The organism is Rathayibacter sp. SD072, assembly GCF_017355185.1.
Lineage (GTDB): Bacteria > Actinomycetota > Actinomycetes > Actinomycetales > Microbacteriaceae > Rathayibacter.
The window spans coordinates 51104-73988 of sequence record NZ_JADILJ010000006.1; the positions used below are offsets into that span (position 1 = coordinate 51104).

Consider the following 22885-nt stretch of genomic DNA (forward strand, 5'->3'; position numbering starts at 1 on the left):
GACGCACCTCCGTCACGGGGCGATTCCCGCGAGCGCGGGCTTGAAGCCGGCGCGGACGTTCTCGCAGCAGCCGGGGCGGCAGACGTCGTACCAGGGGCCGAGCGCCGTCATCGACGGGCGCTCCTCGGTCGGAGTGCCGTTGACGCGCTCGAGCACGAGGTCGACGAGGCCGGACACGTAGACGGGGTCGGTGCCGGGGGTGGCGACGCGGATCGCGACGAGCCCGTTCTCCTCGGACGTCTCGAGCGCCTCGTTGTCGAGGTCCCACATGACCTCCATGTGGTCCGAGACGAAGCCCAGCGGCACGATGAGGACGGCCTTGCGGCCCCGGGCGGGCAGCTCGGCGATCGCGTCGTTGATGTCGGGCTCGAGCCACGGCTGCGTGGGCGGGCCCGAGCGCGACTGGTAGACGAGCTGCCACGGCACGTCCACGGTGGTGGCCGCCGCCATGACGACCTCCGCCACGGCGAGGTGCTGCGCCTCGTAGGCGCCGCCCGGACCGAAGCCGTGCACGTCGACGACGGTGCCGTCGTCGTGGCGCTCGTGCGGTCCGCTGCGCTCGGCGTCGGCCATGGGGATCGAGTGCGTCGAGAACAGCACCTCCACCTCGGTGGCGAGGTCGATACCCGGGAGGCGCCCCTGCAGCTCCTCGAGACCGTCGTGCACGGCCGTGACGAACGGCATGACGAAGCCCGGGTGGTCGAAGAACTGGCGCACCTTGTCGATCCGCAGCTCGCCCTCGAGGCCGGTGGCGTCGAGCGCCGCGGCGTAGTCCTCGCGGTACTGACGGCACGACGAGAAGGAGGAGTAGGCGCTGGTCGCGATGGCGATCAGGTTCGAGAAGCCGCGCTCCTTCGCCTCCGCCACCGCCTCGCTCATGTAGGGGGCCCAGTTGCGGTTGCCCCAGATCACGGGGAGGTCGATGCCGCGCTTCTCGAGCTCGGCCTCGAGGGCCGCCTTCAGCGCGCGGTTCTGCGCGTTGATCGGGCTGACGCCGCCGAAGTGGCGGTAGTGGTGGGCGACCTCCTCGAGGCGCTCCTCCGGGATCCCCCGGCCGCGGGTGACGTTGCGCAGGAACGGGATGACGTCGTCCTGCCCCTCCGGTCCGCCGAAGCCTGCCAGCAGGATCGCGTCGTAGGCGACGGGCACCTCGACGTGCTCGGGTCCGAACGCGGCGGGCGGAGTGGCCCCGCGGACCAGGACGCCGTCGGTCGTCGGGGAGTCGGGGGTCGTGTCGCTCATCGGAGCACCTCTGCGATCTGGTCGGCCTCGATGCGCCGACCGGTGAAGAACGGGACCTCTTCGCGCACGTGACGGCGCGCCTCCGTGGCGCGCAGGTCGCGCATCAGGTCGACCAGGTTGACGAGCTCCTCGTCCTCGAGCGCGAGGATCCACTCGTAGTCGCCGAGCGAGAAGGACGCCACCGTGTTCGTGAGGACGGAGCGGAAGCGCGAGCCCTGACGGCCGTGCTGGGCGAGCATCGAGCGGCGCTCCTCCTCGGGGAGGATGTACCACTCGTAGGAGCGGACGAACGGGTACACCGTCAGCCAGCGGGCCGGATCCTTGCCGCGCATGTACGCGGGCAGGTGGTTCGAGCTGAACTCGGCGTCGCGGTGCACGCCCATGGCGTTCCAGGTGGGAGCGAGACCCGCGAGCAGGTCGGTGCGGCGCAGGACCCGGTAGCCGCGCTGCAGCTCCTCGGGCTCGGAGCCGACGAGCCAGAGCATGATGTCGGCGTCGGCGCGCAGGGCCGAGACGTCGTACGTGCCGCGCACGGTGACGCCCTCCTCCGCGAGCCGGGCGACGACGCGCTCGTACTGCTCGGCGGCCGGGGCCAGGGCGTCGTCGGAGAGGGTGAGCGGACGTACGGGGTCCCTGCGGAGAACCGCCCAGAGCGTGTATCCCAGGGGCTGATCGGCGGGGGCCTGATCGGCGGGGGGCTGCGGCGAGGGAGCGGCAGCGTTCTCTTCGCGGGCGGACTGAACGGGACCCGCCGTTCCGGCGGTCTGATCGGTCATTGATCCATCATCCCTCCGCTCGCGCGGATGCACAAAAGCGTCGACGGCTCTGGCGCCCGGGGCTCCGGAACGCTAGCGGTGGCGCACGCACGAGCGGCCGCCCCCGGAGGGACGGCCGCTGCGGAGTGCGGAGTGGCTCAGTCCTCGGTGACCTGCTTGACGACGCCCCAGACGAGCAGTCCGACGGCCGCCGCGACGCCCGCCGCACCGGCGATCAGCGCGGACGGGTTCTGCCGGCTCACGACCCGGAACTTGCGCTCCAGGGTGCGCTGCGCGTCCTTCACCTTGCGGGGGACGTTGATCTTGTACTCGATGGCGTCGAGGGTGGCGGCGAGCTCGGTGCGCGCGCGCTCGATGTCGGCCTTCAGCTGGTCGGGCTTGAGCTCGGCCGGGTCGACGAAGCGGGGGGTAGTGGTGCTCACGTCAGTGGTCATAGGTTCCGACTCCCTTGAACGCCTGGACGTCCTTCTTGATGCTCTCGATCGAGTCCTGCGGGACGGGCGGGACGGCCTTCTTGATCGACTTGACGCCGACCAGGGCGAGCACCACGGCCACGATCAGGAAGAACACGGTGACGATCAGGGCCGACAGCCAGGCCGGCAGCCACGACGAGATGCCGATGATCGCGAAAGTCACGAGCGTGGCCCACGCGGTCAGGAGGAGGAAGGCCGCCACGGCGAACAGCGCCACCGCGAGACCCGCGTTCTTGGCCTTGCCGGACAGCTCGTTCTTCAGGGAGGCGAGCTCGGCCTTCACGAGCTCGACGACGAGCCCCGGGAGGTCGCCGACGAGCTCGCCCAGTGATCGGGCGTTCTTCGGATTGCGTTCGTTCACCACGGGAGCTCCTCGAGGTCGGGACGTGCCGGCCCGGCACCGGTCGATGGGGCCGAGCGGATGGGGACTAGGCCTTGCTCGTGGGGGTCGACGACGCCGAGCCCCCCGAGCCGGCCGAGGCCGCGGCCTCGTCGACCTTCGCGGCGGCGCGACGGGCCGCGGCGGTGGCCTCGGCATCGCTGGAGCCCTGCGACTTCTTCCCGCCGGCGACCGCCTTCGAGACGACCGTGCGGACGAGCTCGTACGCCTTGTCCGAGACGGTGTCGAGCTGCGTCTTCGCCGCTCCGCCGACCGCTCCCGCGACGTCCTGCACCGGCTGGGTCTGCCAGAACCGGTTGGCCGCCGCGGCGATCTGCTCGTACCGCTTGCGGCCCGCACGTGCTCCCAGCACGTATCCGGCTGCGGCTCCTGCCACGAAGATGATCTTGCCCTTCACGCCTACTCCTCGTCCTGGGCCGCTCTCGCGGCTCGTTCACGCGGTCGATGACCACTCGTGCCGGTGCAGCCCGCACTCATGCGGGTGCCTGCGACCCAGAGTAGCCGTCGCCGTGCCGTTCTTCGTGCGCGATCCCGACGCCTTGACGCACCAGGCGGCGGCGGATAAGGGCGGCCGCCTCCGCCGCGTGCGGGAGCACGGAGGCGAGCCCGGTCCCGGCGATCCAGGTGCCCGTGACGGCGAGTCCTGCGACGGGGGCGAGCGCCCCGCGGAACTCCTCGAGCCGGTCGCGCCGGCCGAGTGCGGCGGCCGGGCGGACGTTGGCCCAGCGCACCCGGGCCGAGTCGACGAGGGTCGAGGGGTCCAGGGGCACGCCCAGCAGGATCGAGGCGTCGGCCAGCGCGACGGCGGACGCCTCCGCATCGCTCGCGCCGGCGAGCGGCGGGTGCTCGCCGGGCCGCCCGTAGGACAGCCGCAGGACGTGGCGTCCTGGCGGCAGGGTGGCGGCGAGCCACGACCACTTCGCGGTGGCGTGGGTGAGCGCCTTCGCGACGACGTCGTCCGCGGTCGGCGCGACGAGCACTCCGGAGCCGCGCGGGGCGGCGTCGAGGCGGGCGTCGTCGACGACGAGGGTCACGAGCTCGACCGAGTCCTCACCCGGCTCGCCCTCGTCGCGGGCGGCAGGCACGAGGTCGGCGAGCAGGGCGCGGGCGTCGTGCTCGGGGGTCGCGACGATCACGGCGTGCGCGGTGAGGCCGGAGCCGTCGGAGAGGCGGAGGGAGAAGGGACCGTCGTCGTCCGCCCGGCCGAGGCCCGCGACGCCGACTCCGGTGCGGATCTCGCCCGAGAGGTAGTCGATCCGCTCGACGAGGGCCGCCACCAGGCGGTGCATGCCGCCGTCGAGACCGCGCACCGCGACTCCGGCGGGCACGTTGGCCCGGAGCGCCGCGACGGCGCCCGCGAGCGAGCCGCGGCGGGTGATCGCCCCGTTCAGACCGGGGGCTGCGAGGTCGACGTCGATGTCCTCGGGCCGCGAGGAGTAGACGCCCGAGACGACAGGGGCGACCAGATCCTCGAGCACCCTCGCGCCCATCCGCGTGCGCACCAGCTCGGCGAGCGAGTGCGCCCGCCCGATGCGCAGCACGGGCATGAGGGTGTCGAGCCAGGCGCGCGCGGCGGCCCGACGGCCGATCGCGCGGACCACGTCGGCGGCCAGGGGCGTGCTGGGGATCCCGAGGATCCCCGCCCGGGGCGAGGGCACGGAGCGCCCGCCCGCCAGATGCAGCCAGGACCCTCCCGTGCTGGGCGCGACGATCGACTCGGCCAGTGGCCTGCCGTCCAGGGTCAGGGCGGCGAGCGCCTTCTCGACATGACCGCCCCGGGTGGCGAAGCTCTCGGCACCGGCGTCGAGCACGGTCCCCGCGAGCGGGAGCGGGGCGACGGAGCCGCCGACGCGCTCCCCCGCCTCGAGCACGACGACCCGGAGTCCGATACGGAGGCACTCCGCCGCGGCGGCGAGACCCGCGACTCCTCCGCCGACGACCGCGACGTCGTGGTCGACGGGACCCCGCCGGGAGGTCACGGCCGCCAGTCGTGCGCGAAGGCGACGAGGCGCGTCAGCACGTCCGGGTCGGTCTCGGGCGGCACGCCGTGGCCGAGGTTGAGCACGTGGGCGGGGGCGCTGAGACCGCGGCGGAGGACGTCGTCGACGTGCGCGGCCAGCACCTCCCAGGGGGCCGAGAGCAGCGCCGGGTCGACGTTGCCCTGCACCGGCACGAAGCCGCCGAGCCGGTGGTTCGCCTCGTCGAGCGGGATCCGGTAGTCGACTCCGACGACGTCGGCGCCGATGGCGTGCATGGCGCCGAGCAGCTCCCCCGTGCCGACGCCGAAGTGCACGATCGGCACGTTGCGGCGGACGCCTCCCGCGTCGAAGGCCAGATCGCGCACGTGGGTGAGGGCGCGGGCGGAGGCGGGGGCGACGCGGGCCGTGTAGTCGGCGAGCGAGAGCGCTCCGGCCCAGGAGTCGAACAGCTGCGCGGCACTGGCGCCTGCGAGCACCTGCGCGCGGAGGAAGCGGCCGGTGACCTCGGCCGTCCACTCCATCAGGCGGGCCCACGCGTCGGGATCGGCGTGCATGAGAGTGCGGGCGCGGATGTGGTCCTTCGACGGGCCGCCCTCGACGAGGTACGCGGCGAGGGTGAAGGGGGCTCCGGCGAAGCCGATGAGCGGGGTGCCGCCCAGGCCCGCGACGGTGCGGCGCACGCCCTCGCGGATCGGCTCGAGGCTCTCGTCGAGCACGGCCGGATCGATCGCGGTCAGCTCCTCGACGTCCGCCGCCGTGCGGACGGCCTTCTCGAGCACCGGGCCCCGGCCGGGGACGATGTCGACCGCGACCCCTGCGAGTCGCAGCGGGATCACGATGTCGCTGAAGAAGATGCCCGCGTCCGTGCCGTGCCGGCGCACCGGCTGGAGCGTGATCTCGCTCGCCAGCGCCGGGTCGAGGCAGGCGTCGAGCATCTTGGTGTCGGTGCGCAGCGCCCGGTACTCCGGCAGGCTCCGCCCGGCCTGGCGCATGAACCAGACCGGCGTGCGCTCGGGGCGCTCGGAGCGGTAGGCGCGCACGAGCGCGGAATCGGCGGTGCGCCCGGCGGAGAGGGGGTGCAGCGGATCGAGCAGGCCGTCGAGGGGGGAGGTCACCGCGGCATTATTCCAGGCTTCCCCGAGCGTTCCTCCCGGATCCCGGGCCCACCGCCCCGGGACGGCGCGTAGACTGCTGGGGTGCTTCTGTGTCTGACGGCGTCGCACAAGAACGCCAGCTTCGATCTCCTCGAGAAGCTCTCCGTCGACTCCTCCGCCGTCGCCTCGGCCCTGGCGGACGGCATCGACTTCGTCTCGGGGGCCGTCGTCGTGGCCACCTGCAACCGCTTCGAGGCCTACCTCGACATCGACGAGCCGCTGACGGCCGCCCGCGCGGTCGCCGTCGAGGCCGCCACGGCCGCGGTCAGCGCCGCCACCGGCGTCGCGCAGGAGCAGCTGCGCGGCAGCGTCGACGTCGTCTCGGGCGATCGCGTCGCCGAGCACCTGTTCGCCGTCTCGAGCGGACTCGAGTCCGTCGTCGTGGGCGAGGGCGAGATCGCCGGCCAGGTGCGCCGCTCCCTCGAGGAGGCCCGCCGCCTGGGCACGACCTCCTCCGAGCTCGAGCGCCTGTTCCAGCGCGCCTCGCAGACCTCCCGCGGCATCAAGAACCGCACCGGCCTCGGCAGCGCCGGCCGCTCCATCGTCCGGCTCGCCCTCGACCTCGCCTCCAGCCGCGTCACCGACTGGCGCGCGACCCGGGTGCTCCTGATCGGCACCGGGAGCTACGCGCGCGCCACCGTCGCCGCCCTGCGCGACCGCGGCGTCGTCGACATCGCCGTGCACTCCCCCTCCGGCCGCGCGGAGGGCTTCGCCGTCCGTCGCGCCCTGCGCCCGATCGACGGCGCCGACCTCGCCGCCGAGGCGGTCGCCGCCGACGTCGTGATCACCTGCACCACCACCGAGACGCCCGTGCTCGACGCGGCCCTCCTCATCGACGGGCGCCTGCACGCGGCCGCCCGCGAGCGCCAGCTCGTCATCGACCTGGGCCTGCCCCGCAACGTCGCCGCCGACGTGACGAGCGTCTCGGGCGTCGAGCTCCTCGACCTCGAGACCATCAGCCTGCACGCCCCGCTCGAGGTGCTCGACGCCTCCGAGAAGGCGCGGGCGCTCGTCGACAAGGCCGCCCGCAAGTTCTCGGACGTCGCCGACGAGAAGAGCCTCACTCCGGCCGTCGTCGCCCTCCGCGCGCACGTCTTCGACGCCCTGGACGCCGAGATCGAGCGCGCCCGCTCGCGCGGCGACGACGACGGACGGACCGAGCAGGCGCTGCGCCACCTCGCCGGCGTCCTGCTGCACACTCCGAGCGTCCGCGCCCGCGACTACGCCCGCGCCGGCGCTCAGGAGGCGTACCTCACGGGCCTCGAGGCGCTCTTCGGCATCGAGGTGCCCGCCGAGCCCGCCGTCGCGCGGCCGCAGAGCGACGACTCCGCCGCCACGGCCTGAGCCGGTCGTGCGCCTGAGGCTCCCCTACGACGCAGAGCCGATCCTCACCGACCGGCTCCTGCTCCGGCCGCTGCGCGTCGAGGACGCCGCCGACCACGCCCGCTACCAGGGTCACCCCGAGGCGGTGCGCTACCTCCGCTGGCCGGTGCGCACCCCCGAGCAGTCGCGTGCGCACCTGCTCACCCGGCTGCCCTCGGCGCGGCTGGCCGCCGACGGCGACGTGGTCGTCCTGGCGATGGTGCCGCGCGAGGGTCCGCTCTCCGGGCACGTCGTCGGCGACCTCACCCTCATCGCGTCCTCGCTCGAGCAGGGCGCCGTCGAGATCGGCTGGGTGCTGCACCCGGACGCGCAGGGAGCGGGACTCGCGACCGAGGCGGGGCGCGCTCTGCTGGACCTCGCGTTCGACCGGCTCGGCGCTCACCGCGCGATCGCGCAGCTCGACGACCGCAACACCGCCTCCGCCCGCCTCTGCGAGCGCCTGGGCATGCGGCGCGAGGCGCACCACGTGGAGGACGAGTACTGCAAGGACGAGTGGACCTCGACCCTCGTCTACGCGCTTCTGGCGCGGGAGCACCGCACCGCGGGCTGATCGAGCCGCGGCCCTGCTGATCGAGCAGCCCGCGCAGCGGGCGTATCGAGATCCACCACCCCTGAGGACGGGGGTCTCGATACGCCGCTCCGCGGCTACTCGACCAGCAGGCAGGCGGACTTACGCTCCGCGCAGCCCTGCGAACAGGTGCGCCTCGAGCCGGTCGAGCGGGATGCGCTCCTGCTTCATCGTGTCGCGGTCGCGCACGGTCACGGCGTCGTCCTCGAGCGAGTCGAAGTCGACCGTCACGCAGAACGGCGTGCCGATCTCGTCCTGGCGGCGGTAGCGGCGTCCGATCGCTCCGGAGTCGTCGAAGTCGACGTTCCAGAGCTGACGGAGCCGGTCGGCCACCTGACGGGCCAGCGGCGACAGCGCCTCGTTGCGCGAGAGCGGCAGAACGGCGACCTTGACCGGCGCCAGGCGCGGGTCCAGGTGCAGCACGGTGCGGGTCTCGACCTTGCCCTTGGCGTTCGGCGGCAGCTCCTGCTCCTCGTACGCGTCGACGAGGAACGCCATGAGGGCGCGCGTCAGACCGAAGGACGGCTCGATCACGAACGGCACGAAGCGCTCGTTGCGGGTCTGGTCGAAGAACGAGAGGTCCTTGCCCGAGTGCTCCATGTGCGTCTTGAGGTCGAAGTCGGTGCGGTTCGCGACTCCCATCAGCTCGCCCCACTCGCCCGAGGCGAACGAGAAGCGGTACTCGATGTCGACCGTGCGCTTGGAGTAGTGGGAGAGCTTGTCCTTCGGGTGCTCGTACTGGCGGATGTTCTCGGGGTCGATCCCGAGGTCGACGAACCAGTCCCAGGCGAGCTTCATCCAGGTCTCCTGCCACTCCTCGTCCGTGCCGGGCTCGACGAAGAACTCGAGCTCCATCTGCTCGAACTCGCGGGTGCGGAAGATGAAGTTGCCGGGGGTGATCTCGTTGCGGAACGCCTTGCCGATCTGGCCGATGCCGAACGGCGGCTTCTTGCGGGCGCTCTGGAGCACGTTGGCGAAGTTGGTGAAGATGCCCTGCGCGGTCTCGGGGCGGAGGTAGTGGAGTCCCGACTCGTCGTCGACGACGCCCAGGTAGGTCTTCATCAGCCCGGAGAACTGCTTGATCTCGGTCCACTGGCCGACCTTGTCGGGGTGCTCCGGATCCGGGATGTCCGCGAGGCCGTTCACCGGCGGGTGGCCGTTGACCTCCTCGTACTTCTCGAAGAGGTGGTCGGCGCGGTAGCGCTTGTGGGTGATCAGCGACTCGGTCAGCGGGTCCGAGAACACTCCGACGTGGCCGGAGGCGTTCCAGATCGCGGTCGGGAGGATCACGGCGGAGTCCAGGCCCACCACGTCGCCGCGGCCCTGCACGAACGCCTTCCACCACTGGCGCTTGATGTTCTCCTTGAGCTCCACCCCGAGCGGCCCGTAGTCCCACGCCGAGCGCGTTCCTCCGTAGATCTCACCCGAGGGGAAGACGAACCCCCGGTGCTGCGCGAGGGTGACGACTTTGTCGAGGGTGGTGGGTTCTGCCACGGGTTGCTCCTCAGCTGTTCGGGCGCACGGGGCCCCGACGCGCACCGGCTGCGCGCGTCCTGTGATGTGTGCACCCATGGTAGCCGCGGGTCGAGGACGCCGAGCCGTGCCGGGAGGCGGCCGGGGCACCGGGGAGCGGGCAGGATGGCCGGATGAGCAGTCTGCCGCCGATCGTCGTCTCCGCCGTCGTCGTCCTCCGGGAGCGCCGCGTCCTGATGGTGACGGCGCGGGGCCGCGAGGTGCTCTACCTGCCGGGCGGCAAGGTCGATCCGGGCGAGACGGGCAGGGCGGCGGCGGCGCGCGAGGCCGAGGAGGAGCTCGGCACCGCGACCACGCGGCTCGAGGAGCTCGTCGTCGTCCGCACTCAGGCCCACGGCGAGCCGGAGGGGCGCGAGGTGCACATGCGCGTCTTCCTCGCCGAGCTCGCCGGAGAGCCGTCGGCGAGCGGCGAGATCGACTCGCTGCACTGGATCGGCACCGCCGAGGCCCACCGCTGCCCTCCCGCAGGCGTCGCCGTCCTCGAGCACCTCCGCGGGCTCGACCTGATCGACTGACCCGGCGACGCGCCCGGACCGTCGGCGGCGTCGCGCCGACTGACGGCGGCTCCGGCGCCCGCCGCGCGGCGGCGGCTACCCTCGTGCCGTGGAGACGAGACGACGCGCCAGGGACCAGCCGCTGCCGGGAGAGCCCCTGCGGCTCGAGGCCGTGCGGATGGAGGCGGCCGTGCCGATCCTGCGCATCTTCTCGGTCGCGAAGGCGGGCGAGTTCTACGTCGACTACCTCGGCTTCACCGTCGACTGGGAGCACCGCGCGGGCCGAGACGCTCCGCTCTACCTGCAGGTGTCGCGCTCGGGACTGCGCCTGCACCTCAGCGAGCACCACCGCGACGGCAGCCCGGGAGCCGCGCTGCACGTGTCGCTCCGCGGCGTGCGCGAGCTGCACGCTGAGCTCGACGCCAAGGCCTATCCCTATCTCAATCCGCGGATCACGCGCTCGCCGTTCGGCTTCTCGCTCGAGGTGATCGACCCGTTCGGCAATCAGCTCCGCTTCGCGGAAGCCGTGCCGGAGCCGACTAGCGCCTGAGAAGCGGAGAGGTCAACCGTTCACGCCACGTCCATCCGTTTCGGAGTGCGGTCGCCTAGCGTGGCCGTCGATGACTGCTCAGCTGACGACGGAACGACCGGACACGGTCCTGGCGTCGGAGCGGGCGCGACGCGTGCCCCTCCGGGCCCGCCGCCTCGTGGAGCGGGCCGTCCGCGTGGCGCCCCTGGCGATGGGCACGGTCGCGACCAGCGCGATCCTCCTCGGCTCGCTCGGCGTCGGCTACCTGCCCGGCGACTCGCCGCTGCGCGAGTGGCCGCTCATCGCCGCCATCCGCTCGACCGCATCGCTGACCGAGATCAGCGCGATCCTCGTGCTCGGCGGCGGACTGCTGCTCCTGCTCGCCTGGCTCCGGCTGCGCACGCTCGCCCGGAGCGAGGACCCCCGTGCGCTGCGCACGATCCTCGTCGCGGCCGCCGCGTGGTGCGCACCGCTGCTGATCACGGTGCCGCTGTTCAGCCGCGACATGTTCTCGTACGTGGCTCAGGGCCGGCTGATGTCCCAGGGCATCGATCCGTACTCCCACGGGGTGGCCACCCTGCCCGGCTGGTTCCTCCTCGGCGTCGACCCGGTCTGGGCCGACACGCCGACCCCCTACGGGCCCCTGTTCCTCGTGATCGAGCGGACGGCCGTGCAGCTCGCGGGCTGGTCCTCGCCCGAGCTCTCGGTCGCGATGCTGCGCGCCGTCTCGGTGGCCGGGGTGATCGCCCTCGCGGTCTACGCGCTGCGACTGGCCCGACTGCGCGGCCTGTCGACTCCGCTGACCGCCTGGATCGTCGTGGCGAATCCGCTGACCCTGATCCTGTTCGTCGTGGCCGGGCACAACGACTCGCTCATGCTGGCGCTCATCCTCGCCTCGCTCTACTACGGCTGCACCGACCGTCGCGTCCTCGCGGTCGTGCTCATGGGCGCTGCGATCGCGGTGAAGCCGGTCGCCGTGATCGCACTGCCGGTGCTCGCCCTGCTCTGGCTCCGGCACGACGCGACAGTGCGCGAGCGCCTGCGCGGCTGGCTCTGGACAGGGCTCGGAGCGCTGGGCCTCGTCGTCGCGCTCGGCTTCGCGGCGGGCGTCGGAGTGGGCTGGGTCGCCGCGATGATCGTGCCCGGCACGATCCTGCACTGGTACGCGCCGATGTCGCTCGTCGCGGTGCTGGTCTCGTCGTCGGTCGAGCTGACGGGGCACGACCCCGCGGCGGCCGTGACGCTCGTGAAGCTGCTCGCGCTGACGCTCGCCGGCGCCGTGGCCGCCTGGCTCCTGCTGACCCGCCGGGCGATCGACCCCCTGGCGCGGCTCTCCACGGCGCTGCTGGCGTTCGTCACGGCGTCCTCCGCGATCCACCCCTGGTACGCGCTCTGGATCCTGCCGATCGCCGCCCTCGCGCGTCCGTGGCGGAGCGTCCACGTGCACCTCGCGGTGTACGCGACGATCTTCCTGATGTGCGTGACCCTCGCGGAGCCGGTCGAGGGCAACGGCGGGATCCTCGATCAGCTGCCGGGCAGGGTCGCGACGATCGCCGCGATGGCGGTCGTGGGCCTCTACGTGCTGCTCGGCTACACCGACTCGGAGCGCGTCGCGGTGCGCGGGCTCGTGCGCGGGCTGCCGTTCGGCGGCGAGCTCGTGTCGCGCGGGTCCGATCTGCTGCAGCGGTCGACGGGCGGCCGCCTCGGCACGCGGCTGGACCGCCGCTACGCGAGCGTCCGCGCACGCGACTGACCCGCGTCTGCGGCGAACGCTCCGGCCGGCGCGGAACGCCCGGGTCGATCGCGGTCGCTCGGGCTAGGAGTCGGAGTCGGAGTCGCCCGACCGGCGACGGCGGCGCTCGATGGCGGCCTGGGCGGCCGTCGCCGCGGCCTCGGGGTCGCCCGAGGAGAGCACGCCCGAGAGCGAGGAGAGCCACCGCGCGTCGTCGCGGCTGCCGTGCAGGGCGTTCGAGAAGAGCGGGAGCTCCGTGCGCGTGGCGTGGATCGCGTACGACTCGCGACTGTAGCCGTTGTCCGGCACGACCGGCGAGCGGTGCTCGGCGCGGGTCGTGCGCTCGGTCGAGGCGTCGCTCCGGACGGGCTCGTCGTGCTCGCTGGGCTGGGCCATCGGTCCTCCTCGTGTCACCGCTGCCGTGGCGACGGAGCGGGCGGACCGGCGACGGTGCCGGGCGCGAGGGTCAGCGTACCCCGGTCACGGGGCGTCGAGCTCGTCCGCGTCGCTCCGGCGGGGCATCGGGCGCCAGACGACGACCTCCGTGCGCCGCTGAGCACGCGTGCCGTGGCGGAGCGTGACGACGTCGCCCTCGAGCCCCGCGGCGAACACGCGGCGGCCCGGACGGTTGAGCAGCTCGTCGGCGAGGGCCGACTCGAGCTCGCGCACGCGGGCGGACAGCGACTGGACCTGGTTCTCGAGCTGGAGGATCCGCGCGATGCCCTCGAGGGACACGCCCTCGGAGGACAGCCGGGCGACCTCGCGCAGCTGCACCACGTCGCGCATCGAGTAGCGGCGCGACTTGCCCGCGGTCCGCGTCGGTCGGACGAGTCCGAGCCGGTCGTACTGGCGCAGCGTCTGCGGGTGCATGCCGGCGAGGTCGGCGGCGACGGCGATCGCGAACACGGGGGTGTTCTCGTCCATCGTCGCCTCCTCTCCGGCCAGTCGGGCCTGTCGCATCCGCAGGGACGTCGTCGCGCCCGCGCCTAGTAGCGGGACTTCTCCAGGATGTCCTCGCGCGGGTTCTCGGCGGGCTCCGCGGCCGCGTAGGCCTCGAGCGCCGCCCGAGCGGCCGAGGACAGGTGATCGGGCACCGCCACCTGGATGACGGCGAGCAGGTCGCCGGTGCCCTTGCCGGTCTCGACGCCGCGGCCCTTGACCCGCAGCACCCGACCGCTCGGCGTGCCGGGCGCCACCCGCAGCTTGACGGGATCGCCGCCGAGCGTCGGCACCTCGATCGTGGCGCCGAACACGGCCTCCACGAAGGTGACCGGGACGTTCACGCGGAGGTTCAGTCCGTCGCGCTCGAAGACCGGGTGCTTGCGGACGGCCACGGTGAGCACGAGATCGCCCGGCTCGCCGCCGTCGGGGCTGGGGCGCCCCTTGCCGCGCACGCGGATCTTCTGCTGGTCGGCGACGCCGGCGGGGATGCGGACGGAGAGCGGTCGGCCCTCGCCCGTCTGCAGCTGCACCGTGTCGCCGCGGGTCGCGGTGCGGAAGTCGATGGTCGTGCTGGCGGTGACGTCGGACCCCTTCTGCGGTCCGCCGAACCCGCGGAAGCCGCCCGTGGGCTGGCCGAAGCGGCTGCCGCCCGGCGCTCCCCCGAACATCCCGCCGAGGAGGTCCTCGAATCCGGGAGGGGGGCCCTGCCTGCTGCCGGCGCCGGGGCGCCCGCCCTGGCCGAACACGTCGCCGAAGACGTCGTCGAATCCGCCGGGCTGGCCGCCGGCGGTGAAGCGCGCGCCGCCGCCCATCGCGCGGATCTGGTCGTACTCCTTGCGCTGATCCGCGTCCGAGAGGACGGTGTACGCCTCGCTGATCTCCTTGAAGCGCGCCTCCGCCCGGGCGTCCCCCGGGTTGGAGTCCGGGTGGAACTGCCGGGCGAGCTTGCGGTAGGTCTTCTTCAGATCCGCCGCGGAGACGTCCTTGGACACGCCGAGGACCTTGTAGAAGTCCTTCTCGAACCAATCCTGGCTGGCCATGTGCCTCTTCCTGTGTCGAGTGCGGCGGGGGACCCCGACCCGACCGGGCCTCGCCCGAAGGGGCGGACCAGGTGCGGGGCGGGGTCCCTCGCGGTGGTGCGGGAGGGTGTCAGTCGGCGGGGACGGCCACGACCACCTTGGCGGCCCGCAGCAGCGAGCCTCCGAGGTAGTAGCCCGCCTCGACGACGTCCGCGACCGTGGAGGTCTCGGCGCCCGGAGTGGGCTGCTGGAAGATCGCCTCGTGGATGTTCGGGTCGAACAGGTCCCCGACGGCTCCGGTCTTCACCAGCCCGAGCTTCTCGATCCCGCCGCGCAGCTTCTGCGCGATGGCGGTGAACGGACCGCCCTCCTGCAGGTCGCCGTGCTTCTCGGCGCGGTCGAGGTCGTCGAGCACGGGGAGGATGACCTTCACCGCGTCGCCGATGGCCCGCTCCTTCTCGACCTGCCGGTTCGACTCCGTGCGCTTGCGGTAGTTCGCGTACTCCGCGGTGACCCGCTGGAGGTCGGCGAGGTGCTCCGCTGCGAGCGTCTCGGCGTCGGACTGGCCCGAGAGGAACGAGAGGTCGGCGTCCGAGAGCGTCGTCTCGACGTCGGGGCCCTCGGCCTCGATCAGACCCTCGGTGTCCTGGGCGGACTCGGCCGCCTCGGCTCCGGTGGTCGGCTCGTCCTCGGGCACGCCCTCGGTCGGCTCCTGGTTGTGCTTGCCCATCGCTACTTGGTGTCCTTCGGCTCGTCCTCGTCGATGACCTCGGCGTCGACGATGTCCTCGTCGTCCTTCTTCTCGTCCTCGGCCGGCGCGTCCTGCGGGGCGCTCTGCGCGGCCTGGTCCTGCGAGTAGATGGCCTGGCCGATCTTGGTCTGCGAGGCGTTGAGGGCGTCGAACGCGGTCTTGACGGCCGCGTCGTCGTCTCCGGCGAGCGCGGTCTTCAGCGCGTCGACGTCGCCCTGCACCTCGGACTTGACGTCCTCGGGCAGCTTGTCCTCGTTGTCCTTGATCAGCTTGTCGATCGAGTACGCGAGGGTCTCGGCGCTGTTGCGGATCTCGGCCGCCTCGCGGCGGGCCTTGTCCTCGGCGGCGTGCTCCTCGGCCTCGCGCACCATGCGCTCGATGTCGTCCTTCGGCAGCGACGAGCCGCCGGTGATCGTCATCGACTGCTCCTTGCCGGTGCCCTTGTCCTTCGCGGACACGTGCACGATGCCGTTGGCGTCGATGTCGAAGGTGACCTCGACCTGCGGGATGCCGCGCGGCGCCGGCGCGATGCCGGTCAGCTCGAAGGTGCCCAGGTTCTTGTTGTCACGGGTGAACTCGCGCTCGCCCTGGAAGACCTGGATCGCGACGGACGGCTGGTTGTCGTCGGCCGTGGTGAAGGTCTCGCTCCTCTTGGTCGGGATCGCGGTGTTGCGCTCGATGAGCTTGGTCATGATCCCTCCCTTGGTCTCGATGCCCAGCGAGAGCGGGGTGACGTCGATGAGGAGGACGTCCTTGCGCTCGCCCTTGAGGACGCCGGCCTGCAGCGCGGCGCCGACGGCGACGACCTCGTCCGGGTTGACGCCCTTGTTGGGCTCCTTGCCGCCCGTGAGCTTCTTGACGAGCTCGGCCACGGCCGGCATGCGGGTCGATCCGCCGACGAGCACGACGTGCGCGATGTCGTCGACCTTCACGCCCGCCTCGGCGATGACGTCGGTGAACGGCTTGCGGGTGCGCTCGATGAGGTCGCTGGTGAGCTCCTCGAACTTGGCGCGGGTCAGCGTCTCGTCGAGGTTCGCCGGGCCGTTCTCGGTGAGCGAGAGGTAGGGCAGCTGGATGCTGGTCGAGGTGCTCGAGGAGAGCTCCTTCTTGGCCTGCTCCGCGGCCTCCTTCAGGCGCTGGCGGGCGATCTTGTCCTTCGACACGTCGACGCCGGTGGAGTCCTTGAAGCGCTTGACGAGGTAGTCGACGACGCGCTGGTCCCAGTCGTCGCCGCCGAGGCGGTTGTCGCCCGAGGTCGAGCGCACCTGGATGGTCGAGAAGTCGTCGTCCTTGCCCACCTCGAGGAGGGAGACGTCGAAGGTTCCGCCGCCGAGGTCGAAGACGAGGATGAGCTCGTCCTCCTTGCCCTTGTCGAGGCCGTACGCGAGGGCGGCCGCGGTGGGCTCGTTGATGATGCGGAGGACGTTCAGTCCGGCGATCTCGCCGGCGTCCTTCGTGGCCTGGCGCTCGGCGTCGTTGAAGTACGCCGGGACGGTGATGACCGCGTCGGTCACCTTCTCGCCCAGGTACTGCTCGGCGTCGCGCTTGAGCTTGCCCAGGATGCGGGCCGAGATCTCCTGCGGCGTGTACTTCTTGTCCTCGACCCCGAAGGTCCAGTCGGTGCCCATGTGGCGCTTGACCGAGGCGAGGGTGCGGTCGACGTTGGTGACGGCCTGGCGCTTCGCGGTCTCGCCGACGAGCACCTCGCCGTCCTTCGTGAACGCGACGACGGAGGGGGTGGTGCGGAAGCCCTCGGCGTTCGCGATGACGGTGGGCTCGCCGCCCTCGAGGACGGCCACGACCGAGTTGGTGGTTCCCAGATCGATGCCTACGGCACGGGACATAGCGTGTTTCTCCTTCGCGACCGGCCGTCCGTGAGGGGGTCGATCAGTTGTCGTGAGTGGTGCTGACGTGAGTGGTGCAAACCTCCGCGGGACTTGAGCCCCGCACACTCAAGTTTACGCAGGTCGATCCTGGAGTCAAGCCGGGAGCCGAGAACCTGAGTCGAGTCGGCTCAACTCTCAGGGCCCGCTTCCCGCCGTTCACCCGGACGCCCTACGGTGAGCGCATGACCGAACGCACCGGCCGCAGGACAGTCCTCGCGTGGGGACTGTGGGACTGGGGCGGATCCGCCTTCAACGCCGTCGTGACGACCTTCGTCTTCACCGTCTACCTCACCACCGACGGCCTGTTCGGCACTCCGAGCGGGGTCTCGGCCGCGCTGGGCTGGTCGCTCGCCGGAGCGGGACTGGTGGTCGCGCTCATCGCGCCGCTCACCGGACGCCGGGCCGATCTGGGCGGACGCCGCCGTCTCTGGCTCGGGATCCACTCCGCGGTCGTCGTCGCGTGCATCCTGCTGATGTTCTTCGTGCGCCCCGACCCCGCGTACCTCTGGCTGGGTTTGGGACTGCTCGCCGTCGGCACCGTCTTCTTCGAGTTCGCGAGCGTCAACTACAACGCCATGGTCAGCCAGGTCTCGACGCGCGCCACGATCGGCCGCGTCTCGGGCTTCGGCTGGGGCATGGGCTACGTCGGCGGCATCGTGCTCCTGCTGATCGTCTACTTCGGCTTCATCTCGCCCGAGGTGGGGCTCTTCGGGGTCACCGGCGAGGACGGACTCGATGTCCGCGTCTCGATCCTGCTCGCGGGAGTCTGGTTCGCGGTCTTCGCGGTCCCGGTGCTCGTCTCGGTCCCCGAGCTGCCGGCGCGGGCCGGCGGGCGCGAGCGGATCGGCGTGATCGCCTCCTACCGCGCGCTGTTCCGCCAGATCCGGGCTCTCTGGGGCGAGAGCCGCAGCACGGTCGCGTTCCTGATCGCCAGCGCGGTCTTCCGCGACGGCCTGACCGGCGTCTTCACCTTCGGCGGCGTGCTCGCCCAGGGCACCTTCGGCTTCAGCGCCGGCGAGGTGATCCTCTTCGCGATCGCCGCGAACGTGGTCGCGGGTGTCGCCACCATCTCGGTCGGGGCCCTGGACGACCGGCTCGGTCCCAAGACGGTGATCGTGGCCTCGCTCGTCGGGCTCGTGGTCTGCGGCACGGCGGTCTTCGTCCTGCACGACGGCGGCGCCACCGTCTTCTGGATCTTCGGACTGCTGCTCTGCCTCTTCGTCGGGCCCGCTCAGTCGGCCAGCCGCAGCTACCTCGCCCGTCTGATCCCGGAGGGCCGTGAGGGCGAGATCTTCGGGCTCTACGCGACCACCGGCCGCGCCGCGTCCTTCCTCGCGCCGGCCGCCTTCGCGGCCTTCGTCTCGATCGCCGCGGCGGCCTCCGGCGGCGACGAGTCGAACGTGCAGTACTGGGGCATCCTCGGCCTCGTCCTCGTGCTCGCGGTCGGGCTGGTCCTCCTCCTGCCCGTCCGCCGGCCGCCTGCCGGTGCGCCTCTCGCGTCGTCCGCGCGGCAGGGCGCTCCGCTCCCCTAGAGTGTCTGAGCCGTCGCTCGACGGCGCAGCGCCGGCTCCGTCGGCCCGACCAGCGGAGGAGCGGCATGTCGCGGCGCACCACGGACGACGACGCCGCACGACGCGGACCCGAGCGGCACAGTCGCAGTACCGTGCCCGCGGTCGACGCGCCCCTCACCAGCCCTGCCGACGACTGGCCTGTCGCCCCAGCGACTCCCGCGCGCGAGGCCGCCGCCGACCGTCCGGCGTCGATCCGCGTCAAGAAGCGCCGCGTCTCCCGTCGGGTCCGACTCGCGAAGACGACGAAGCGGATCGGCTACGCCGCCCTCGTCGTCGCGCTGCTCGCCGGCCTCGCGGTCGTCGTGGCGCTCATCGTCGCGCCGCACCAGCTGTTCTGAGGCGCACCGGCCGTCCGGCCCGCGCTCAGGTCGCGAGCCAGAAGACGATCAGCAGCAGCGTGACCAGGAACCCGGTCAGGAAGTTGAGCGCCAGGAACCGCTTCCAGCCCGCGTTCGCCCGCTCGGCCTCCGCGTCGCTCAGCGAGCGGTACGGCCAGATGCTCACGGCGTAGGGCACCGCGAGCAGGGCCGCGAGCGTGCCGGGCCACGGCAGGAGCAGCAGGAGCAGCCCGCTCGCCGCGTAGGCGCCGATGGCGAACCGCGTGGTCGCCTTCGCTCCGATGACGGTCGCGATGGACCCGATCCCCCCGGCGCGGTCGGCGAGGATGTCCTGCACCGCTCCGAACGCGTGGCTGGCGATCCCCCACAGGAAGAACGCGACGAGCAGCGCCACCAGGGGCCCGGTCACCGTCGTTCCCGCCAATGCGATGCCGTACACGGCAGGACTCACGAAGTGCGTCGCAGAGGTGAGGGAGTCGACGAACGGGCGCTCCTTGAAGCGCAGTCCCGGCGCGCTGTAGGCGATCACGGCGAAGACGCTGACCGCGAGCACGAGCCACGAGAGCGGCGAGCCGAGCAGCACGAGAGCGATCAGGAACGGCACGTTCGTCGCGACCGCGGCGATCAGCGTCGCGCGGTGCTCGCTCCGGTCGAGGACCGCGCCCTCGACGCCGCCCTTGCGGGGGTTCCGAAGGTCGGACTCGTAGTCGAAGACGTCGTTGATGCCGTACATGGCGAGGTTGTACGGGATCAGGAAATAGAGCGTGCCGAGCACGAAGGCGAGGTCGATCTCGCGCGTGGTCAGCAGGTACGCGGCCGCGAAGGGGTAGGCGGTGTTGACCCAGCTCAGCGGCCGGCTCGAGACGAAGAGCGCGCGCAGGCGGTTCACGAGGGGCTCCGATCGGCACGGCGGCGGTCCGGGAGGATCGACCAGAGGGCGGGCAGGGCGACGGCCGCGGCGATCGCGTAGGCGAAGTCCTCGATCGGCGCGACGCCGATCCGCAGACCCGAGATCAGGGAGTCGTCGTAGGCCACGAGCAGTCCCACTCCGATCATCACGTTGTCGAACACCGCGGTCATCACCAGCAGCACGACGAGCGTGCCCGCGAGGGCGCCGAGGCGCAGCCGCCCGCGGCGCAGGGCGATCACGAGGACCACCAGGACAACCGCGAGGAAGACGGCGTTCAGGACGAGGTACGTCATGCGGCCGCCTCCGCCCGCTTCGAGAGCGCCCCGTAGACGTCCATCGACAGGTAGCAGAGCAGGGTGAGGAAGAGGACCTCCTCGATCGGCAGCTCGGGAGCGAGCTGGAGCCCGGTCATGTACGGGGTCTCGCCGCGGAAGAACACGCCGAGCCCGATGCCGAACAGGTCCCAGATCAGGAAGAAGACGACGCCCGCGGGGAGCACGATCGCGGCCTTGCGCGCGTCGTTCCAGAAGAACAGCCCGAAGCGCCTGTCGAGCACGACCATCCCGGTGATCGAGACGGCGAGCGCGAGCAGGTAGACGACCCCCACCGGCTACTCCCCCGCGTCCGCGAGCACGGCGTCGCGCACCTCGGATCGGACGCTCGGAGCCACGGGGGCCCCCGGCGCCCCGCGCACCGGGAGCGGCTCGGTGGACACGTCGCCGCGGACCCGCTTGAGCATCACCTCGGCACTGATCACGCACATCGGGAGGCCGATGCCGGGGATCGTCGAGCTGCCGGCGAACAGGAGTCCGTCGACGCGGGCACTCGCGTTGCCGGCCCGGAAGAACGCGCTCTGCTTGAGCACGTGCGCCGGACCCAGCATCGAGCCGCGCCACGCTCCGAGATCGCTCTCGAAGTCGGCCGGTCCGATGGTGCGGCGGACGACCACGCGCTCGGCCAGGTCGGTCGCTCCCGTCCACGTCGCGATCTGGCGGATCGCCGCGTCGGCGATCGCCTCGACGCGGGCGTCGCCCGCGCCGCCGACGCCGCCGTGCCCGATCGAGGTGTCGGCGGGGATGGGGACGAGCACGAAGAGGTTCTCGTGCCCCTCCGGAGCGACGCCCGGGTCGGTCGCACTCGGACGGCAGACGTAGATCGACGCCGGGTCGGGCACCGAGGGGGTCTCGCCGAAGATGCGGTCGAAGTTGTCGTGCCAGTCCTGCGTGAAGAGCAGGGTGTGGTGCTCGAGCTGCGGCAGCTCGCCGCGGACGCCGAGCAGGACGAGCACGGCACTGGGGCCGGGGTTGCGGTCCTCCCAGTACTCGGGCGGGAAGGTGCGCAGCTCGTCGGGCAGGAGGGACTGCTCGGTCGTGAAGAGGTCGGACGCGTTGACGACCAGCTCAGCGGGGAGGCGCTCGACGCCGTCCGGACCCTCGAACTCGACTCCGACGACCTCGGCGCCGCGGCGGCCGCCTCGGGGCGCGCGGGCCGTCAGGATCCGCGTGGCCGGCGACGACGTGCGGATCGTGACGCCCGCCTCCTCGCCGACCTCGGCGACCGCCTCGATCAGGCGCGTGAATCCGCCCATCGGGTAGAGCACGCCGTCGGCCAGGTCGAGGTGGCTCATCAGGTGGTACATGCTCGGAGCGTCGTACGGCGAGGAGCCGAGGAACACGGCCGGGTAGCCGAGGATCTGGCGCAGCCGGTTGTCGCTGACGGCCGTGCCCGCGAGCGAGTCGAGCGGAGTCAGCAGGAGCTTCCCGAGCGTCGCCGTGCGGGTCAGCACGTCCTTGCGCAGCAGCGGCAGGAACGAGGCGAAGCTGGTGTAGAGGAAGCGGCGCTTGGCGACCTCGTAGGTGTCGCGCGCCGACTCGAGGTAGGCGCGCATCCTCTCACCCGAGCCGGGCTCGACGCTCTCGAACAGGGCGATGTTCGACTCGAGATCGGCCAGGACGTCGATCGGCCCGTCGACGCCCTCGCTGTAGACGCGGTAGCCGGGGTCGAGCTTCACCAGGTCGAGGCGCTCGTCGGCGCTCGTGCCCATCAGTCGGAAGAAGTGGTCGAAGACCTCGGGCATGAGGTACCACGACGGCCCGGTGTCGAAGCGGAATCCGTCGCGCTCCCATGATCCGGCTCGGCCGCCGACCACCTCGCGCTTCTCGAGGACGGTCACGTCCCAGCCGTCGCGGGCGAGCAGGGCGGCGGACGCGAGTCCCGCGATACCGCCGCCGATGACGACGGCGCGGTGCGGCCCGGTCGCCGAGCGGCTCGCCCGGGCGGGACCCCGACCCAGCCGGGGCGCGAGGGTCGAGGCGGCGGCCCGGGCGGCGAGCGCGGCCTTCGTCGCCGTCGGCACGCTGACGCGGGCGCGCAGCAGCTCGTCGGCGGGCGTCTCTCGGATGCGATCGGCGAGGGCCTGGAAGAGCGAGTGCGCGAGCACGACCGCGCGGCGGCTCGAGCGCGGCAGCTCCGGGATGATCGCGGCGGCCTCATCGAGGTCGGCGTCGAGGTCGGCGAGCAGGACCGCCTTGTCGTCCTCGGTGAAGGCGCGCGGATCGATGCCCGGGAAGTAGCTGCGGCCGAGGCCGTCCACGTCGGCGGCGAGGTCGCGCAGGAAGTTGACCTTCTGGAACGCCGAGCCCAGGCGGCGGGCGCCGGCCACGAGGCGCTCGCGGGCGACCGGCGAGACGTGACCCGCATCCTCCGCCGCGAGGAACACGTGCAGGCACATGAGGCCGACGACCTCGGCCGAGCCGTAGACGTAGCGCTCGAACGACTCGGGAGTGTGCACGGTCTCGCGCAGGTCCGCGCGCATCGACGCGAAGAAGGGGCGGGTGAGCTCGGTGCCGAATCCCGTGGCGCGGGCCGTGCGGGCGAACGCGTGCACCACGAGGTTCGAGCTGTAGCCGGAGGCGAGCGCGCGATCGGTCTCGGCCTCGAACGCGTCGAGCGCCTCCTCGACGGCGGCCCGGTCGAGCGCGGCGGCCTCGGCGACCCCGTCGACGATCTCGTCGGCGACGCGCACCAGCGCGTAGACGTCCTCGACCCGCTCGCGCACGCCGCGGCCGAGCAGCCGCGTGGCGAGCCCGAACGACGTCGAGTAGCTCCGGATCACCTGCGCCGACGCCTCGTGCGCGACTCGGTCGTACAGTTCGCTCTGCCGGGTCATCGTGCCACCGTAGGGGTCGTGGGCGTGCGTGCGGTC

24 protein-coding genes are annotated in these 22885 nt (G+C 72.3%); 7 read left to right on the plus strand and 17 right to left on the minus strand.

Going from position 1 to position 22885, the window contains the following annotated elements; genetic code table 11:
- Nucleotides 1-12 precede the first annotated feature (12 nt).
- The 7 genes from IOC53_RS03905 to hemE form a co-directional block, all read right to left on the minus strand.
- Complete coding sequence (locus IOC53_RS03905) at nucleotides 13-1242, minus strand: ferrochelatase (RefSeq protein WP_207403074.1); 1230 nt, start codon at nucleotides 1240-1242, stop codon at nucleotides 13-15.
- Entirely contained in the window at nucleotides 1239-2018 is a 780-nt protein-coding gene (hemQ, locus tag IOC53_RS03910; RefSeq protein ID WP_207403075.1) for a hydrogen peroxide-dependent heme synthase, read from the minus strand. Before hemQ ends, IOC53_RS03905 begins: the two co-directional genes overlap by 4 nt.
- A gap of 137 nt (nucleotides 2019-2155) precedes the next feature.
- Nucleotides 2156-2440: a DUF3618 domain-containing protein gene (locus IOC53_RS03915; protein ID WP_251945372.1), complete on the minus strand. Its 285-nt coding sequence runs from the start codon at nucleotides 2438-2440 to the stop codon at nucleotides 2156-2158.
- Between the two features lies 1 nt (nucleotide 2441).
- Nucleotides 2442-2855: a phage holin family protein gene (locus tag IOC53_RS18765; RefSeq protein WP_077224022.1), complete on the minus strand. Its 414-nt coding sequence runs from the start codon at nucleotides 2853-2855 to the stop codon at nucleotides 2442-2444.
- Nucleotides 2856-2919: 64 nt separating this feature from the next.
- On the minus strand, nucleotides 2920-3288 hold the full coding sequence (locus IOC53_RS18770) for a YtxH domain-containing protein (protein ID WP_307786061.1): 369 nt from the start codon (nucleotides 3286-3288) through the stop codon (nucleotides 2920-2922).
- A gap of 76 nt (nucleotides 3289-3364) precedes the next feature.
- On the minus strand, nucleotides 3365-4870 hold the full coding sequence (locus IOC53_RS03930) for an FAD-dependent oxidoreductase (RefSeq protein WP_307786062.1): 1506 nt from the start codon (nucleotides 4868-4870) through the stop codon (nucleotides 3365-3367).
- Nucleotides 4867-5985 carry a uroporphyrinogen decarboxylase gene (gene hemE / locus IOC53_RS03935; RefSeq protein ID WP_307786063.1) on the minus strand — a complete coding sequence of 373 codons (1119 nt, stop codon included), beginning with the start codon at nucleotides 5983-5985 and terminating at the stop codon, nucleotides 4867-4869. The genes IOC53_RS03930 and hemE overlap by 4 nt, the downstream gene beginning before the upstream one ends.
- An 81-nt stretch (nucleotides 5986-6066) precedes the next feature.
- Here hemE and IOC53_RS03940 point away from each other — a divergent pair, with 81 nt between their 5' ends.
- Complete coding sequence (locus IOC53_RS03940; protein ID WP_207403078.1) at nucleotides 6067-7368, plus strand: glutamyl-tRNA reductase; 1302 nt, start codon at nucleotides 6067-6069, stop codon at nucleotides 7366-7368.
- Nucleotides 7369-7375: 7 nt separating this feature from the next.
- Nucleotides 7376-7957 (plus strand): GNAT family protein, encoded by a 582-nt coding sequence (locus IOC53_RS03945; RefSeq protein WP_307786064.1) that lies wholly within the window; start codon nucleotides 7376-7378, stop codon nucleotides 7955-7957.
- A 120-nt stretch (nucleotides 7958-8077) separates the two neighbouring features.
- Here the strand turns inward: IOC53_RS03945 and IOC53_RS03950 are convergent, their stop codons facing one another.
- Complete coding sequence (locus tag IOC53_RS03950) at nucleotides 8078-9469, minus strand: glycine--tRNA ligase (RefSeq protein WP_307786065.1); 1392 nt, start codon at nucleotides 9467-9469, stop codon at nucleotides 8078-8080.
- A gap of 152 nt (nucleotides 9470-9621) precedes the next feature.
- On the opposite strand from IOC53_RS03950, the gene IOC53_RS03955 reads away from it, so the two are divergent.
- The 3 genes from IOC53_RS03955 (at nucleotide 9622) to mptB (ending at nucleotide 12284) form a co-directional block, all read left to right on the plus strand.
- Nucleotides 9622-10023, plus strand: a complete 402-nt coding sequence (locus IOC53_RS03955) for an NUDIX domain-containing protein (protein WP_207403080.1) — start codon at nucleotides 9622-9624, stop codon at nucleotides 10021-10023.
- A gap of 88 nt (nucleotides 10024-10111) precedes the next feature.
- Entirely contained in the window at nucleotides 10112-10552 is a 441-nt protein-coding gene (locus tag IOC53_RS03960) for a glyoxalase superfamily protein (protein WP_207403081.1), read from the plus strand.
- A gap of 70 nt (nucleotides 10553-10622) precedes the next feature.
- A complete protein-coding gene (mptB, locus tag IOC53_RS03965; RefSeq protein ID WP_207403082.1) occupies nucleotides 10623-12284 on the plus strand; it encodes a polyprenol phosphomannose-dependent alpha 1,6 mannosyltransferase MptB in 1662 nt (553 codons plus the stop codon).
- Between the two features lie 63 nt (nucleotides 12285-12347).
- Here mptB and IOC53_RS03970 read toward each other — a convergent pair whose 3' ends face one another.
- The 5 genes from IOC53_RS03970 to dnaK all read right to left on the minus strand — a co-directional run bounded on the left by IOC53_RS03970 (nucleotide 12348) and on the right by dnaK (nucleotide 16819).
- Nucleotides 12348-12659 (minus strand): hypothetical protein, encoded by a 312-nt coding sequence (locus tag IOC53_RS03970; RefSeq protein WP_207403083.1) that lies wholly within the window; start codon nucleotides 12657-12659, stop codon nucleotides 12348-12350.
- Nucleotides 12660-12743: 84 nt separating this feature from the next.
- Nucleotides 12744-13187 carry a heat shock protein transcriptional repressor HspR gene (locus tag IOC53_RS03975; RefSeq protein WP_207403084.1) on the minus strand — a complete coding sequence of 148 codons (444 nt, stop codon included), beginning with the start codon at nucleotides 13185-13187 and terminating at the stop codon, nucleotides 12744-12746.
- Between the two features lie 62 nt (nucleotides 13188-13249).
- Nucleotides 13250-14245 (minus strand): DnaJ C-terminal domain-containing protein, encoded by a 996-nt coding sequence (locus IOC53_RS03980; RefSeq protein WP_207403085.1) that lies wholly within the window; start codon nucleotides 14243-14245, stop codon nucleotides 13250-13252.
- A gap of 109 nt (nucleotides 14246-14354) precedes the next feature.
- Complete coding sequence (locus IOC53_RS03985; RefSeq protein ID WP_207403086.1) at nucleotides 14355-14954, minus strand: nucleotide exchange factor GrpE; 600 nt, start codon at nucleotides 14952-14954, stop codon at nucleotides 14355-14357.
- Between the two features lie 2 nt (nucleotides 14955-14956).
- A complete protein-coding gene (dnaK, locus tag IOC53_RS03990) occupies nucleotides 14957-16819 on the minus strand; it encodes a molecular chaperone DnaK (protein ID WP_207403087.1) in 1863 nt (620 codons plus the stop codon).
- A gap of 224 nt (nucleotides 16820-17043) precedes the next feature.
- Between dnaK and IOC53_RS03995 the strand changes: the two genes are divergently transcribed.
- Together IOC53_RS03995 and IOC53_RS04000 are read left to right on the plus strand one after the other, a co-directional pair.
- Complete coding sequence (locus tag IOC53_RS03995; RefSeq protein WP_207403088.1) at nucleotides 17044-18393, plus strand: MFS transporter; 1350 nt, start codon at nucleotides 17044-17046, stop codon at nucleotides 18391-18393.
- 65 nt (nucleotides 18394-18458) lie between these two features.
- On the plus strand, nucleotides 18459-18770 hold the full coding sequence (locus IOC53_RS04000) for a hypothetical protein (RefSeq protein ID WP_207403089.1): 312 nt from the start codon (nucleotides 18459-18461) through the stop codon (nucleotides 18768-18770).
- Nucleotides 18771-18795: 25 nt separating this feature from the next.
- Here the strand turns inward: IOC53_RS04000 and IOC53_RS04005 are convergent, their stop codons facing one another.
- The 4 genes from IOC53_RS04005 to crtI are packed head-to-tail and all read right to left on the minus strand — an operon-like array spanning nucleotide 18796 to nucleotide 22849.
- Nucleotides 18796-19659, minus strand: a complete 864-nt coding sequence (locus tag IOC53_RS04005) for a prenyltransferase (protein ID WP_207403090.1) — start codon at nucleotides 19657-19659, stop codon at nucleotides 18796-18798.
- On the minus strand, nucleotides 19656-19973 hold the full coding sequence (locus IOC53_RS04010) for a lycopene cyclase domain-containing protein (RefSeq protein WP_207403091.1): 318 nt from the start codon (nucleotides 19971-19973) through the stop codon (nucleotides 19656-19658). The genes IOC53_RS04005 and IOC53_RS04010 overlap by 4 nt, the downstream gene beginning before the upstream one ends.
- A complete protein-coding gene (locus IOC53_RS04015; protein WP_207403092.1) occupies nucleotides 19970-20287 on the minus strand; it encodes a lycopene cyclase domain-containing protein in 318 nt (105 codons plus the stop codon). Before IOC53_RS04015 ends, IOC53_RS04010 begins: the two co-directional genes overlap by 4 nt.
- A 3-nt stretch (nucleotides 20288-20290) precedes the next feature.
- Nucleotides 20291-22849 carry a phytoene desaturase family protein gene (gene crtI / locus IOC53_RS04020; RefSeq protein ID WP_207403093.1) on the minus strand — a complete coding sequence of 853 codons (2559 nt, stop codon included), beginning with the start codon at nucleotides 22847-22849 and terminating at the stop codon, nucleotides 20291-20293.
- Nucleotides 22850-22885: the final 36 nt, after the last annotated feature.

What these genes read in the sequence shown, in the direction of transcription:
- IOC53_RS03970 (WP_207403083.1), bottom strand. Translation starts at nt 12,659, where the DNA reads ATGGCCCAGCCCAGCGAGCACGACGAGCCCGTCCGGAGCGACGCCTCG.
- hemQ (WP_207403075.1), bottom strand. Translation starts at nt 2,018, where the DNA reads ATGACCGATCAGACCGCCGGAACGGCGGGTCCCGTTCAGTCCGCCCGC.
- IOC53_RS03955 (WP_207403080.1), top strand. Translation starts at nt 9,622, where the DNA reads ATGAGCAGTCTGCCGCCGATCGTCGTCTCCGCCGTCGTCGTCCTCCGG.
- IOC53_RS03985 (WP_207403086.1), bottom strand. Translation starts at nt 14,954, where the DNA reads ATGGGCAAGCACAACCAGGAGCCGACCGAGGGCGTGCCCGAGGACGAG.
- IOC53_RS04010 (WP_207403091.1), bottom strand. Translation starts at nt 19,973, where the DNA reads ATGACGTACCTCGTCCTGAACGCCGTCTTCCTCGCGGTTGTCCTGGTG.
- dnaK (WP_207403087.1), bottom strand. Translation starts at nt 16,819, where the DNA reads ATGTCCCGTGCCGTAGGCATCGATCTGGGAACCACCAACTCGGTCGTG.
- IOC53_RS03995 (WP_207403088.1), top strand. Translation starts at nt 17,044, where the DNA reads ATGACCGAACGCACCGGCCGCAGGACAGTCCTCGCGTGGGGACTGTGG.
- IOC53_RS03980 (WP_207403085.1), bottom strand. Translation starts at nt 14,245, where the DNA reads ATGGCCAGCCAGGATTGGTTCGAGAAGGACTTCTACAAGGTCCTCGGC.
- crtI (WP_207403093.1), bottom strand. Translation starts at nt 22,849, where the DNA reads ATGACCCGGCAGAGCGAACTGTACGACCGAGTCGCGCACGAGGCGTCG.
- mptB (WP_207403082.1), top strand. Translation starts at nt 10,623, where the DNA reads ATGACTGCTCAGCTGACGACGGAACGACCGGACACGGTCCTGGCGTCG.
- IOC53_RS03905 (WP_207403074.1), bottom strand. Translation starts at nt 1,242, where the DNA reads ATGAGCGACACGACCCCCGACTCCCCGACGACCGACGGCGTCCTGGTC.
- IOC53_RS04000 (WP_207403089.1), top strand. Translation starts at nt 18,459, where the DNA reads ATGTCGCGGCGCACCACGGACGACGACGCCGCACGACGCGGACCCGAG.
- IOC53_RS03975 (WP_207403084.1), bottom strand. Translation starts at nt 13,187, where the DNA reads ATGGACGAGAACACCCCCGTGTTCGCGATCGCCGTCGCCGCCGACCTC.